This is a genomic window from Bacillus ectoiniformans, from assembly GCF_016908875.1.
Classification (GTDB): domain Bacteria; phylum Bacillota; class Bacilli; order Bacillales; family Domibacillaceae; genus Bacillus_BX; species Bacillus_BX ectoiniformans.
In genome coordinates, this window is sequence record NZ_JAFBES010000002.1 from 315,229 (window position 1) to 328,011 (window position 12,783).

Annotated in this window: 16 protein-coding genes; 1 reads left to right on the forward strand and 15 read right to left on the reverse strand. The window is 42.5% G+C overall.

Translation table 11 applies throughout. The features are described 5' to 3' along the window. Positions 1-15: 15 nt before the first annotated feature. The 7 genes from resA to JOC78_RS04810 form a co-directional block, all read right to left on the reverse strand. Positions 16-549: a thiol-disulfide oxidoreductase ResA gene (gene resA, locus JOC78_RS04780; RefSeq protein WP_204553340.1), complete on the reverse strand. Its 534-nt coding sequence runs from the start codon at positions 547-549 to the stop codon at positions 16-18. A 158-nt stretch (positions 550-707) separates the two neighbouring features. After that, positions 708-1,439: a pseudouridine synthase gene (locus JOC78_RS04785; RefSeq protein ID WP_204553341.1), complete on the reverse strand. Its 732-nt coding sequence runs from the start codon at positions 1,437-1,439 to the stop codon at positions 708-710. 406 nt (positions 1,440-1,845) lie between these two features. Beyond that, the gene (locus JOC78_RS04790; RefSeq protein WP_204553342.1) at positions 1,846-2,376 is read right to left on the reverse strand and encodes a spore maturation protein; all 531 of its coding nucleotides are present in this window, start codon (positions 2,374-2,376) and stop codon (positions 1,846-1,848) included. Next, complete coding sequence (locus JOC78_RS04795) at positions 2,377-2,970, reverse strand: nucleoside recognition domain-containing protein (protein ID WP_204553343.1); 594 nt, start codon at positions 2,968-2,970, stop codon at positions 2,377-2,379. It lies immediately after the preceding gene. Positions 2,971-2,988: 18 nt separating this feature from the next. Next, positions 2,989-4,107, reverse strand: coding sequence for a D-alanyl-D-alanine carboxypeptidase family protein (locus JOC78_RS04800; protein ID WP_204553344.1), 1,119 nt, complete (start codon positions 4,105-4,107; stop codon positions 2,989-2,991). A 208-nt stretch (positions 4,108-4,315) separates the two neighbouring features. Next, the gene (gene scpB, locus JOC78_RS04805; protein ID WP_204553345.1) at positions 4,316-4,900 is read right to left on the reverse strand and encodes an SMC-Scp complex subunit ScpB; all 585 of its coding nucleotides are present in this window, start codon (positions 4,898-4,900) and stop codon (positions 4,316-4,318) included. Next, positions 4,897-5,643, reverse strand: coding sequence for a segregation/condensation protein A (locus JOC78_RS04810; RefSeq protein WP_204553346.1), 747 nt, complete (start codon positions 5,641-5,643; stop codon positions 4,897-4,899). Before JOC78_RS04810 ends, scpB begins: the two co-directional genes overlap by 4 nt. A gap of 152 nt (positions 5,644-5,795) precedes the next feature. Between JOC78_RS04810 and JOC78_RS04815 the strand changes: the two genes are divergently transcribed. After that, positions 5,796-6,332, forward strand: a complete 537-nt coding sequence (locus JOC78_RS04815; protein ID WP_204553347.1) for a DUF309 domain-containing protein — start codon at positions 5,796-5,798, stop codon at positions 6,330-6,332. Between the two features lie 50 nt (positions 6,333-6,382). Here JOC78_RS04815 and JOC78_RS04820 read toward each other — a convergent pair whose 3' ends face one another. The 8 genes from JOC78_RS04820 to spoIIAA form a co-directional block, all read right to left on the reverse strand. Continuing rightward, positions 6,383-6,733, reverse strand: a complete 351-nt coding sequence (locus tag JOC78_RS04820; RefSeq protein ID WP_204553348.1) for a GNAT family N-acetyltransferase — start codon at positions 6,731-6,733, stop codon at positions 6,383-6,385. 233 nt (positions 6,734-6,966) lie between these two features. After that, positions 6,967-8,286, reverse strand: a complete 1,320-nt coding sequence (gene lysA, locus JOC78_RS04825; RefSeq protein WP_204553349.1) for a diaminopimelate decarboxylase — start codon at positions 8,284-8,286, stop codon at positions 6,967-6,969. Between the two features lie 151 nt (positions 8,287-8,437). Then, entirely contained in the window at positions 8,438-9,910 is a 1,473-nt protein-coding gene (locus JOC78_RS04830; RefSeq protein WP_204553350.1) for a spore germination protein, read from the reverse strand. Between the two features lie 33 nt (positions 9,911-9,943). Then, positions 9,944-10,369, reverse strand: a complete 426-nt coding sequence (locus tag JOC78_RS04835; RefSeq protein WP_204553453.1) for a stage V sporulation protein AB — start codon at positions 10,367-10,369, stop codon at positions 9,944-9,946. Continuing rightward, positions 10,353-10,976, reverse strand: coding sequence for a stage V sporulation protein AA (locus JOC78_RS04840; protein ID WP_204553351.1), 624 nt, complete (start codon positions 10,974-10,976; stop codon positions 10,353-10,355). The genes JOC78_RS04835 and JOC78_RS04840 overlap by 17 nt, the downstream gene beginning before the upstream one ends. 136 nt (positions 10,977-11,112) lie before the next feature. After that, positions 11,113-11,871 carry an RNA polymerase sporulation sigma factor SigF gene (gene sigF, locus JOC78_RS04845; RefSeq protein WP_204553352.1) on the reverse strand — a complete coding sequence of 253 codons (759 nt, stop codon included), beginning with the start codon at positions 11,869-11,871 and terminating at the stop codon, positions 11,113-11,115. Positions 11,872-11,882: 11 nt separating this feature from the next. Further along, the gene (spoIIAB, locus tag JOC78_RS04850) at positions 11,883-12,323 is read right to left on the reverse strand and encodes an anti-sigma F factor (RefSeq protein ID WP_204553353.1); all 441 of its coding nucleotides are present in this window, start codon (positions 12,321-12,323) and stop codon (positions 11,883-11,885) included. Then, complete coding sequence (gene spoIIAA, locus JOC78_RS04855) at positions 12,320-12,676, reverse strand: anti-sigma F factor antagonist (protein WP_204553354.1); 357 nt, start codon at positions 12,674-12,676, stop codon at positions 12,320-12,322. The genes spoIIAB and spoIIAA overlap by 4 nt, the downstream gene beginning before the upstream one ends. Between the last annotated feature and the right edge of the window lie 107 nt (positions 12,677-12,783).

Here is a 12,783-nt window from a genome sequence, read left to right on the forward strand (position 1 = left end):
AAAACTCCTTAATAATTATGGTTTTACCTTTTCAAAAAGCTCTCTGACCTGTTCTTCCTTCACGAGTCCGCCAATAATAATTTCCTCGACTTCACCATCCGCATTAATCATGTAAGTTGCCGGCAGTGGATTGACTCCATAGGCTTGCTGCACTTCTTTTGTTTTATCAATAGTCATTGGAAATGTCAGACCGTACTGCTCTTTAAATTTATTCACTTGGAATTCCGATTCGCCTACATTGACAGTCAGCACTTCGACGCCTTTGTCTTTGTACTCTTTAGACATTTTTTCCATATGAGGCATTTCTTCTTTACAAGGTTCGCACCAAGTGCCCCAGAAGTTCAAGAACACACCTTTTCCTTTGTAATCTGACAGCTGATGCTTTTCGCCAGACAAGTCGGTGAGGACAAAATCAGGCGCCTCGTCACCCGCTTGCAGGCTGCCTCTTGATTCTTTCGTCAAATTGGAATACAGCGTGTAGCCTACTGCCGCTGCCAAGATCGTCAAGATCACTGTTCGCATGATCATTCTCTTTTTCTTTTTGTTCATACATCCACCCCCTTGAGGCTTATTCAATGATGATATTTAATTTGTTCACATAAACCCAGCTAACAAAAAAATCAAAACTATCTTCATTATATCATTTTGAAATTTCCTCATAACAATTGGGTTATGAAGGATATGTGACAGTTCTTATTAAGTTCGTATTAGCGCAATGAACCTGTTTCGGCAAGTGTACGGAGCTGTTTCACTTCATGTGCTGAGAGCTCTCTGATATCACCAGCGTTCATGCCGTTTAAATTCAAGAAACCATATCTTTCTCTTCTTAGCTTTTGAACTTGGAAACCAAATGCTTCGAACATGCGTCGAACTTGGCGGTTGCGTCCTTCATGAATGGTAATTTCAATCAGCGCCCTCTGTTTTTTCTTATCGGCCGATATTTCTTTCACCCGTGCCGGTGCGGTCATTCCATCTTCAAGCTTCACACCTGTCGCGAGTTTCTTTAGGATTTGACGGTCAGGGATCCCGTTAATTCTCGCTAAATATGTTTTTTCCACTCCGTATCTGGGATGAGTCAATAGATTAGAAAATTCACCGTCATTGGTCATGATCAAAAGTCCGGAAGTATCGTAATCCAAGCGTCCGACAGGGAAGATTCTCTGCTCAACAAATTGGAAATAGTCTGTTACCACTTTGCGGTTTTTGTCATCAGACACAGCTGAAATGACCCCCCGCGGTTTATAGAATAAATAATATACCTTATTTTCACGTTCAACAGGAATTCCGCCCACTTCTACTTTGTCAGAACCAGAAACTTTCGTCCCTAATTCTGTGACTTTCTTCCCATTTACCGTTACTTTCCCTTCTATGATCAGCTGTTCAGCTTTTCGCCTGGACGCAAAGCCAGCTTGTGCAATCACTTTTTGCAAACGTTCCATTCATTATTCACCTCTAATTTTTCGTTAAGTACCCTTTTGCATTATTACATAACAGGCTAAATAAGAAAAGCAGAGGAACTTTTTGACATGTTTTAGGCAAGAATTTTTTTATAGAAGCGAAGCTATATTAAGAAACTGAAAAATTACTTAGTTGATTTCACTTCAGGATGCTTCGCTTTCCGCGGGGCGTGCGGTGAGCCTCCTCAACGCTAAAGCGCCTGCGGGAGCTCACCTGTCACGCTGATCCCGCTGGAGTCTCGCCCCTTCCGTTTCAACTAATCTCCAGAAAAAGAGATCATTCCGTCTATACGGAATGATCCTCGGTTTTCAGCTATAAAATTACTTAGGAAAACTAAAATGTGGATATATTTATAACGGGCTCAATCTAACCCCACTCACTCTTTCATCATGAATACAGCCAAACAACGATCATTAAAGCCGCGATAAACCCTGCAAGATCCGCAAGCAAGCCAACCTTTAATGCATCGCCCATTTTCTTAATGCCGACCGCGCCGAAGTACACAGTTAAAACATAAAAGGTTGTATCCGTGCTTCCCTGCATGACAGAGGCGAGTCTTCCGATAAAGGAATCGGGTCCATGAGCAGCGATTAAATCACTTGTCATCCCGAGTGCCGCAGTTCCTGAAATCGGCCGGATCAGCACAAGCGGGAATACTTCTGGCGGCAGTCCGATGAATTCGAGCACCGGTCTTAAAAATTCCACTAACCCTTCAAGAGCACCTGATGCCCGAAAGATGCCGATCGCTACCATCATTCCTACAAGGTAAGGAATGATGGATACAGCAATTTGGATGCCTTCTTTTCCTCCTTCAACAAACGTTTCGTAGGCAGGCACCTTTTTATACGTACCGAATAACAAGACAAATATAATAATAGCCGGGATTAGCCACATGGAGATTGAAGTAATCCACGCCATTTATTTCACCCCGTTTCGTTTCCGCCGGTAATAGAAGTACCGGTCAATTGCAATCGCAGCTAATGATGAACAAGCTGTAGCCATCAAGGTTGGAGCTACAATTTCTGTCGGAGCTTGCGAATCATAAGATAGCCGGATCGCAATGACTGTTGTCGGAATGATGGTGATACTAGAAGTATTGATCGCTAAGAACGTGATCATCGAACGGCTCGCTTCGCTTTTGCCGCCATTTAGCTTTTTCAATTCCTCCATCGCTTTAATGCCTAAAGGCGTTGCCGCATTGCCTAATCCAAAAAGGTTCGCCATCATATTAGACAGAATATACCCCATAGCCGGATGATCGCCTGGCACTTCCGGAAACAGCCTTCCGATGATGGGTTTAAATAAGCGGGACAGGTAGTGAAGGAGACCAGATTCTTCCGCTATCTTCATCAGTCCGAGCCAAAACACCAGCACACTGATGAGCCCTATACATATAGTGACAGCCTCTGCTGCGGATTTAAACAAAGCTTCATTTACTTGATTCATCGTTCCGTTAACTCCGGCAAAGACGAGTCCAATGACTGTGAGACCAACCCATATTAAATTAACCATCACTATATCCGCCGTCCATCATGAGAAGATCCCGTCTTTCAACTTGTCCCAAAATGATTTCTCTTCTTTTTCTTGCGGCTGTTTATAATACACAGGGGTGGAATCGATCTTTTCTTTTCCTAAATAGGCTTCAGCTACACCGACAACATCGGGGACAGCTCCCTCTTTCCAGCCCTTTTGCGGTTTCATCAGCTTAAATCGAATCGATACGTCCTTTTCTTCTTTATTCTTTAAAGGGTAGAATAAATCTCGTTTCGTATAAATCTTATTTCGGTAGATGGGGTCCTTAGCTGCATCAATAAACCCTTCCGATAAAAGAATGATAGGATCATAGGTTTTAAAGCTGCTCTCATACATGTAAATATGATCATTCCAATCATCCGGCGCGTTTAAAGTGACAGCGATCAGCTCCATATCGCCCTTTGCCGCTGTTGTAACTAGGGTTCGCTTTGCTCTTTTTGTAAAACCTGTTTTCCCGCCTGTGCAGTACTCATATTTCTCTGTCAGCAAGCGATTTTTATTGTGCCAGATCCGGTCCCATTTCTCTTCTGGGTTTGGTGCTCTATATACCTTTGTTCCGGCCACTTTCCTATATGTCTCATTCTTCATGGCATATTGAGTAAGCAATGCCATGTCATAAGCAGTGGACAGATGCTCTTCATGATCATCTAAACCATGCGGATTGGCAAAATACGTGTGCTTCATTCCAATCTCTTTCGCTTTCTCATTCATAAGATACACAAAGCCTTCTTTACTTCCGCCGACGTGTTCTGCAATAGCCACCGCCGCATCATTGCCGGACCGGAGCATGAGCCCATAGACTAAATCTTCTAGCGGAAGCTTCTCACCTTCTTTCAGATAGAGTGACGACCCTTCTGTCCCTACTGCCCGGGGACTCACTTTCACATTCTCCTTCAGTTTGTCCGACTCAATGGCGAGGATTGCCGTCATGATCTTTGTGATGCTTGCGATCCGAGCTTTTTTGTGCGGATCTTTAGCAAACAATACTCTGCCGCTTTGCTGCTCCATCAAGACCGCGCTGTTGGCACTGACACCTCCGCCTGCCATGACAGAGGGTGCAGTTAAAGAGAAGAACAGCCATACCATTACGGCGGCAACTAGCGTATTTTTCTTCATCCCATTCTCTCCCTTGCTTATTTGTACAAATATATGCAAGACAAGCCTAAGTAGAAGAAGAATTTGTATGAAGGCTGCATGAACGCGTCCTAGTAACGGACATTGTCCCAGAAGGTCAACGAATTATCATTTTTTCCATACGAAAAGAGATGCCTTTATTCAGGGCATCTCTTGACTGGTTAATATAGGAAGAATCAAACGTGGTATATTATTCATCTTTCAGCACTTCTTCAAACTGTTCGAAAAACAGATCAGCTTCTCCTTGTGCGAATTGATCTTCTGACTCGTTAAGGGGCGGCAGTTCAGCAATATCCTTTAAACCAAAGCAGTCAAGGAATTCCTTCGTCGTCCCGTATAATATCGGACGTCCTGCTCCTTCTGCCCGGCCTACTTCCTTAATCAGCGCTTTCGAACATAGCGTTTGAATCGGGCGTTCCGTTTTTACTCCGCGGATCTCTTCTATTTCCGCCCTCGTGATCGGCTGCTTATAGGCTACGATCGCCAGTGTTTCTAAAGAGGCTTGTGACAGGGTTTGAGAGCTGTTGTTTTCCACTAGCTTTTTAATGTAGTCCGCATGCTCTTTTTTAGTAGCGAGCTGATAGGTTCCAGCCAGCTGAATTAATAAAATTCCCCGCTCCGCGTCTTGTTCATATCGTTCTTTCAATTCACTTAGCAATCCTTCTGCTTCAAACTCTTCAATATTCAGCACGCTGGCGATTTGCTTTAATGTTAATCCTTCATCTCCGGCAGCAAACAGCAAACTTTCTGTAATGCTCATATATTGAACGCTCATTCCGCGGCACCTCTCTTCGCTGCAACAAATAAATCTGAAAAATTCTCTTGCTGTTCTACTGCAATCTTATCTCGCTTCATTAATTCCAATACCGCTAAGAAACTGACAACGATATGCTCGCGGTCATCGTATGGGAATAAATCAAAAAACCTCGTAGGCTTTGAATTCTGTACAAGCATATGCAGAATTTCGCCCATTCGCGTCTCTATCGGAATCTCTTGTCTTGTCACTCTAGCTGAAATAGGGCGCTGAATTTTCTTTCTTCTCAGAAGCTTTTGGAAAGCTCCGAGCATATCATATACTGTCACACTTAATTCCGACGGGCTCTTCGTATCCAGTTCCATAGATGTCATATCACTTGGCGCTTTCGTATAAAGCTTCCCGCGGTCTTCTTCTTTCTTCTTCAGCTCTTCGGCCGCTTCTTTATACTTTTTATACTCCACAAGCCGTTCAACCAGTTCATCCCGGGGATCTTCTTCTTCTAACCAGTCGTCATCCTCTGGCTCCTCTTCATGATTCGGCAGGAGCGTTTTGCTTTTAATCGCGAGCAGCGTCGCGGCCATTACTAAATATTCGCTGGCCACATCCAGTTCCAATTCTTTCATTGTATGAATAAACAATAAGTATTGCTCTGTGATGTCCGCCATTGGAATATCATATATATCAATTTCAAGCCTTTGAATCAAATGCAAAAGCAAATCCAATGGCCCTTCAAACGCATCAACTTTCACTTTATATTCCATAGGTCATCACCAATTCTTTTTTCGTTCTAAAAAAGCTCAATGTTTAGTATAGTAGATTCCGCTCGTCTATCCAACTATAATTTCGAATTTGAATCTGCTTATTCGGGCATGTTATGATAAATATAAGGCAATTTAACCTTAGGAGGACGTACATGTATTCTTATCCACTGGCTTATTTGACTTTTTTGGTCCACTTTCATCAAGATCAAGATTATTTTGAATGTCACGAAGTGCTGGAGGAATATTGGAAGGAAAAAACGGATCAAACAAGGGATTCTGTTTGGGTTGGTTTAATCCAAACCGCCGTTTCTTTATACCATTACCGCCGCGGCAATGTCATCGGCGCCGTAAAGATGGGCAAGAAAGCACTAAGCATCTTGAAAGAGCGGGAAGCTGAACTTGAAGCCCTCGGAATTGATAAAGATCTTTTTATCAGCCGTCTTTCCAAATCCGTCTTATCTGCTGATAGCGACGAAGTCTTTGACGCTTTCTCTATTCCGTTTAGCGATCAGCAAGTAGTTGAACAATACACTCACTTTTTACACAACTGCCTGCCTGGGCTGGTTACTCATAAGCAAGAATTTCTTTTAAATAAACATGTGCTGAGAGACCGCAGTGACGTGATTACTGCAAGAGAAGCCGCACTGCAATTAAGAATTGAAAAAAGGGACGCCTTGCAAAACCGCTAGCATCGGCAAGGGCTTCCTTCTTATAAAATTGGAAAAGAAGACTCGGAGTTTTACTCCGAGTCTTCTTCGCACTTATGAAAGAAATTAGATGTAGATGCGTTAGGAATTACTTGCTTATCTTTATGAAGGTCTTTTAGTTCCTTGATCATCTTTTTGCCAATGCCTTCTTGACGGTAAGATGGATTCACAGAAATATGCTGAATTTCCACAGTATCTTCATTCATGTAGACACCTACAGCTCCGATGATGTCTTCATCTTTCCACAAATACAGCTGCCAGCGATCTTCTGTTTCATAAGACTTCATCGTTTGCTGCAGCTGTTTAATGTCCTTTTCACTTGGCATAAACGACAGCAAACCCATTGCTATTTTTTCAAAAGATTTTTTATAACGAATAAGCATGTTACAACCCTCTTCAACATTGTGTGACAGTCACACTTTTTCAATAATAGTAAATACCGATTGTATATTTTCCATTTCTTATGTTACTAAAATTGTGAAAATTAATCAACTTTCACTTATTTCACAATTATGAACCAGTAGAAAAGTCCCCATGCCACGGCTAAAACAAGCATTATTAAAAACAATGATAGATTATTTCTATTCATCCAAACACCTCAAATGTCTTGGCTCTGTTACGAATTCTTAATAATAGATAAGGGCAAATCAAGCTTTACTAGATCTTCATAGCTTTCTCGTTTAATGACAAGTTCAGCCTCTCCGTTCTCAACAAATACAACCGGAGGACGCGGAATGCGATTATAATTATTCGCCATGGCATAGCCATAGGCACCTGTGCAGAAAACAGCTAAGACATCATCATGAGAAGACTTCGGAAGCGGAAGATCCCAAATCAGCATATCGCCTGATTCGCAGCATTTTCCGGCAATCGACACTGTCTCTTCAATTGGATCATTTACCCGATTCGCGAGTACTGCCTCATATTTCGCTTCATATAAAGCGGGACGGATATTATCACTCATTCCCCCGTCAATCGCAATATATTTCCTTACATTCGGCACATTCTTGACTGAACCGATTTTGTACAAAGTCACCCCTGCATCCCCGACAAGAGAACGTCCCGGCTCAATCCAAATTTGAGGCATTTTCATTGAACATTCTTTCGTTTTCATTTGCACCACTTGAATGATTTCGTCTACATATTGAGATGGTTCTAGAGGGTCATCTTCTTCTGTATAACGAATGCCAAAACCGCCGCCTAGATTCAATACTTCTGATTCAAAGCTCAATCTGTCTTTCCAGTCAGCAAGCTTTCCGATAATTTTTTCTGCAGCTAATTTAAAGCCGGTCGTTTCGAAAATTTGCGAGCCAATATGACAATGTAATCCTAGTAAATGTAAATTCGGCTTAGCCATTGCGATTTTAAGGGCTTCTTCTGCCTGGCCGTTATTTAAGTCGAACCCAAATTTAGAATCTTCCTGGCCCGTTAGAATATAATCATGCGTATGGGCCTCAATCCCCGGCGTTACGCGAAGTAGTATTTTCATGGTTTGCTGTTTTTCTTGACAAATAGATTCAAGCATATCCAATTCATAGAAATTATCCACGACTACACAGCCAATTTTGCTGTTTACTGCCATTTCTAATTCTTCTCTGCTTTTGTTATTGCCATGAAAATGTATGCGGTCTACAGGAAATCCTGCTCTTTCCGCCGTATAAAGCTCTCCGCCAGATACCACATCTAAAGACAAGCCTTCCTGATCGGCCAATTGCATCATGCCGACAGCAGAAAAAGCTTTGCTCGCATAAGCCACTTGGGCTGTCACGCCAAGATCTTCAAACGTTTTCTTAAATCCTCTTGCTCTCTGCCGTATTAAAGCCACATCATAAACATAAAGAGGGGTGCCATATTGCTTCGTCAATTCAATGACATCCACCCCTCCAATTTCTAAATGTCCTTGCTCATTCACACCAGCCGTTCCATATGTATGCATCCAATCGCCTCTATTCTTAAAATATCGCCCAGGACCAATAAATAATCATTTAATCGGAAAAATAGACAGCAGTGTGTTCACATACTGTCTCTAGGCTGACAACATTAGATTAAAAGTAATATAACATACATTTTCACACGTCTCAATATGGTTATTCGTTTATAGGCTGTCTAATACGATCCCCCGGCTTCACAATACTTGGCCTGAATTTAGAAGCAGGAATGGATTTTCTCACAAATATTTGCCAAAAAGCTTTTGGGTCAAATGGCAAGAGCGGCCATAAATAAGGCGTATTTAAAGCTCTCATGCCTGCTAAATAGATAATTATGACAGTAGCAGCCACCACAAGTCCAGGGACTTTAAATAAAGCAACCGCAACTAATAAGACCATCCGCGATAATTTATTGGCAATGCTCAGTTCATAGCTCGGCGTAGCGAATGTTCCTATTGATGCAATCGCCACATATAAAATGACTTCTGCGACGAATAAACCTACATCGATGGCAATTTGTCCAATCAATACAGCAGCGATCAACCCCATGGCTGTCGACAGCGGGGTCGGCGTATGAATGGCCGCAATCCTCAAGAATTCAATGCCAATATCAGCTATAAATAATTGAGCGACAATCGGAATATTTGTTTTCTCGTTAGGTCCGATAAATTTCAGGCTTTCCGGCAGCATGGTCGGCTCGAGTGCAAACAGCAGCCATAGCGGCAACAGAAAGATGGAGGCAATTAACCCTGCAAAACGCAGCCAGCGGATAAATGTGCCTACTGCCGGCGACTGTCTGTATTCTTCCGCATGCTGCATATGGTGGAAGTAAGTAGCTGGCAAGATAATGACACTCGGCGAAGTATCAACAAATAAGAGCACATGGCCTTCTAAGAGATGAACAGACCCAATATCTGCCCTTTCTGTGTAGCGGACGACTGGAAACGGATTATACCCTTGTTTGACTAAAAATTCTTCAATGGTTTTATCCCCCATAGGAATTCCATCGATACAAATATTTTGCAACTCTTTTCTGACAATGTCGATTAGGTCCGGGTCAGCAAGCCCTTCGATATAGGCAATGGCTACATCCGTTTTGGACCTCTCTCCTACTTTGTTCATTTCAAACCGCAGGCGGCCGTCACGAATCCTTCTTCTTGTGAGTGCGGTATTGACGATAATATTTTCAACGTAGCCGTCTCGTGATCCCCGAACCACCTTTTCCGTATCTGGTTCTTCAGGATTGCGCCCAGGATAGCTCCTCACATCGATAATAAATGCTTTCTCTTCTCCTTCAACGACTACAGCGATCAATCCGGAAAGGACTTGATCAATTAATACATCTACTTCCTTGCTTTCTTCTACCGACTGGTTGACTAGACGGTTTTTGACGACTTCACCTAAATGTACTCTTCTTTTTTCATGATCATTAATTTGAGTTAACTCAATGAGAATTTCAATGATGTAGGATGTATCACAAAGCCCGTTTACATAATATACATGCACCTTTTTATCAAGAATGTTAAATTGACGAACCCCAACATCAAAGCTTTTCTTAAGGCCCGCTTTCTCTTCCAAAATTTGATCCAGCTTTATAGGATCTTTCGGAATCAGCTGATGTGTCTCGTTCATGATTCTTACCTCCCTGCTGTCTTTTCAATCCGCTTATTTATAAACAAAGTAAAGCCAATGGAACAACGACCCCGCTACTTTCCCAAGGGCAATGGCCATCATTAATGCGATAATTCTCCCGTGTACTCCGATTCTCTTAGCTAAAATCGGAAACACATTAAGAACTTCCGTCAATGCCGCAGCCAGCATTCCAATAAACATTCCGCTCGCAAACCCTGCAGGTATGAGAATGGACGAATGAGCAGAAAAAGTAACTGTGAATAAACTAAAAAACGTACCCGTTAATACGCCGGTAATGACTGCCCACTCGTACCAGCGAATCATATGATTGGTTTTCGTCAGCTGCATCAGCCTTGGAAGTAAACCAAGCACCGTAATAAACGCTACAAACCCTGCCCCGACAGCCAATCCACCAGCGAGCCCAGATACAGCGAGCCATACATTATGGACGATAGCCATTGCACTGCCTATTTGTCTTGTTTTCATTGATGATGGCATACTGGTCCAAATCCTGCTGATAATTAAACATCTCGACTTCTAGCGGGCTTGGTTCTTCATTAAATCTCTTTTTAAATAAGTGATTAAAAAATAAAACCATTCCAGCTCCAAGGCCGATCGAATACGGAATTTGAAAAATAAGCGGGTAGTCTGTTTTTTCTCCTGTGACGATTTCATATAGCTTGATATGCACTTCTCTCATGCTGACATCTTCATGAAAATTCATGATCGTTAAGGCCGCTCCCATAAACAATAAAAACCATACAAAAAGAAAGAGAATGATCGATCCCGGCTTTTTCGCAACAGAAGCATAAACGATGGTTTGTGAAGGACCTACCATTTGAAGATCAGAGTGCGGCCACTTCTGCATCAGCTTATCGATCACAGTCATGGCATCAATAATCACAAGCTGTCCGTCGGATGGCTTAATCGTATATATTTCCGTGTACATAAGCTCAGGCAGAATATCTTCCGGGGCAATGATTTGGGCGATCTCTTTCAGCCTCACCTGATCATTTGCGCCCAGCTGCACCCGGTGGCTGAGCCTGATATAAATGGAAGCACCCATTGCTTTTCCCACCCTATTTGATAATGGTTGTTATCAAGTAGTATGAGCAAAAGGATTTATTTCATTCTTAAGCTAGAACAATAAAAAAAACCCGTCACCTGACGAGTTTCTAGGGTAAGCTGATATGAACTAAGGATTAGCTTTGCTTCATCTGTTCTTTCATTTGCAATAATATCTTTTTCTCGAGCCTCGAGACCTGGACTTGAGAGATGCCGAGCCTCTTTGCTACTTCAGACTGGGTTTGATCTTTGTAGTACCTTAAATAAACAATCAGCCGCTCTCGTTCATCAAGCACCCGAATCGCTTCTTTCAGGGCAAACTGGTCAAACCAGGCTTGACTGTTTTTATCCGCCATTTGATCAAGCAAAGTGATCGGGTCTCCGTCATTTTCATAAACGGTTTCATGAATGGAGGAAGGCGATCTCGATGCCTCCTGAGCCATGACGACTTCCTCGGGGGAGATCTCTAAGTGTTCGGCAATTTCTTGAATCGTTGGCGTCCGTCCGTACGTTTTTAATAATTCTTCTCTTGCCCGACGAATTTTATTGCCTGTTTCTTTCAATGACCGGCTGACTTTCACTGTGCCATCATCTCTAATAAACCGCTGGATTTCTCCAATAATCATTGGTACGGCATACGTGGAAAATTTCACGTCATAGCTTAAATCAAATTTATCTACTGATTTCAGCAATCCGATACAGCCAATTTGGAATAGATCATCTGGGTCATAGCCGCGATTAAGAAACCGCTGAACCACAGACCAGACAAGCCGCATGTTCCGCTCTACAATCGTTTCCCTGGCTTCTTGGCTGCCTTCCTGACTTTCTTTTATTAGTTTTTTCAGCTGGCTATCTGTCAATATGGTTGACTTTTCTTTTTTCACTTCTACATCCATGGCACGGCCCCTTAATTGCAGAGTGCTTTTTTATTGGCAAGCTGCTTTTTTAATCGAATCGTGGTGCCCGTCCCATGCTGTGATGTGATATCAATCTCGTCCATAAAGTTTTCCATAATCGTAAAACCCATCCCTGATCGTTCCAGTTCAGGCTTTGTTGTAAACAATGGCTGCCTCGCTTCTTGCACATCCGAAATGCCAATTCCTTCATCACGGATGACGATATCCACTAGCCCGTCATCTAGTAATACTGAAATATACACCATTCCAGAAGGTCTTCCCTCATACCCGTGAATAATCGCATTGGTCACCGCTTCTGAAACAACCGTTTTAATCTCTGTTAATTCATCCATCGTCGGGTCGAGCTGGGCGATAAATGAAGCGACAGCCACCCTTGCAAAGGATTCATTTTGACTGAGGGCACTAAATTGTACATTCATCTCATTTCTCATAATAGCGGCGCCCCCAATCTCTCTATTGCCTGTTCTTCAGAGTCTTCCATTCGGACGATCTTAAACAGCCCAGACATTTCAAACAAACGATTAACAGCTGGCGAGATCGCACAAACAACCATTTCTCCGCCCTTTTGTTTAATATGCTTGTATCTGCCTAAAATAACGCCAAGTCCTGAGCTGTCCATGAAAGTTAAATCCCCTAAATTTAACACGATATGAAGGATTCCTTCTTTTTCAATTGCTTCGCTCGCCTCTTTGCGGAGTGATTCTGCCGTGTGATGATCCAATTCTCCCGAAAGCCGGAGACACAGGATGGAATCCACCACTTCCATTTCCACTGTTAATCCCATATTCAAAGCCCCCTTTTATATTGATAAGAAGCTATTCGACCTCGTTTTTCTCAATCCTTCCTTCCTGACAAAACTAGAAGGAATTCGCTAAAAGAAGTGCCTTTTCG

What these genes read in the sequence shown, in the direction of transcription:
- resA (WP_204553340.1), bottom strand. Translation starts at nt 549, where the DNA reads ATGAACAAAAAGAAAAAGAGAATGATCATGCGAACAGTGATCTTGACG.
- JOC78_RS04785 (WP_204553341.1), bottom strand. Translation starts at nt 1,439, where the DNA reads ATGGAACGTTTGCAAAAAGTGATTGCACAAGCTGGCTTTGCGTCCAGG.
- JOC78_RS04790 (WP_204553342.1), bottom strand. Translation starts at nt 2,376, where the DNA reads ATGGCGTGGATTACTTCAATCTCCATGTGGCTAATCCCGGCTATTATT.
- JOC78_RS04795 (WP_204553343.1), bottom strand. Translation starts at nt 2,970, where the DNA reads ATGGTTAATTTAATATGGGTTGGTCTCACAGTCATTGGACTCGTCTTT.
- JOC78_RS04800 (WP_204553344.1), bottom strand. Translation starts at nt 4,107, where the DNA reads ATGAAGAAAAATACGCTAGTTGCCGCCGTAATGGTATGGCTGTTCTTC.
- scpB (WP_204553345.1), bottom strand. Translation starts at nt 4,900, where the DNA reads ATGAGCGTTCAATATATGAGCATTACAGAAAGTTTGCTGTTTGCTGCC.
- JOC78_RS04810 (WP_204553346.1), bottom strand. Translation starts at nt 5,643, where the DNA reads ATGGAATATAAAGTGAAAGTTGATGCGTTTGAAGGGCCATTGGATTTG.
- JOC78_RS04815 (WP_204553347.1), top strand. Translation starts at nt 5,796, where the DNA reads ATGTATTCTTATCCACTGGCTTATTTGACTTTTTTGGTCCACTTTCAT.
- JOC78_RS04820 (WP_204553348.1), bottom strand. Translation starts at nt 6,733, where the DNA reads ATGCTTATTCGTTATAAAAAATCTTTTGAAAAAATAGCAATGGGTTTG.
- lysA (WP_204553349.1), bottom strand. Translation starts at nt 8,286, where the DNA reads ATGCATACATATGGAACGGCTGGTGTGAATGAGCAAGGACATTTAGAA.
- JOC78_RS04830 (WP_204553350.1), bottom strand. Translation starts at nt 9,910, where the DNA reads ATGAACGAGACACATCAGCTGATTCCGAAAGATCCTATAAAGCTGGAT.
- JOC78_RS04835 (WP_204553453.1), bottom strand. Translation starts at nt 10,369, where the DNA reads ATGGCTATCGTCCATAATGTATGGCTCGCTGTATCTGGGCTCGCTGGT.
- JOC78_RS04840 (WP_204553351.1), bottom strand. Translation starts at nt 10,976, where the DNA reads ATGGGTGCTTCCATTTATATCAGGCTCAGCCACCGGGTGCAGCTGGGC.
- sigF (WP_204553352.1), bottom strand. Translation starts at nt 11,871, where the DNA reads ATGGATGTAGAAGTGAAAAAAGAAAAGTCAACCATATTGACAGATAGC.
- spoIIAB (WP_204553353.1), bottom strand. Translation starts at nt 12,323, where the DNA reads ATGAGAAATGAGATGAATGTACAATTTAGTGCCCTCAGTCAAAATGAA.
- spoIIAA (WP_204553354.1), bottom strand. Translation starts at nt 12,676, where the DNA reads ATGGGATTAACAGTGGAAATGGAAGTGGTGGATTCCATCCTGTGTCTC.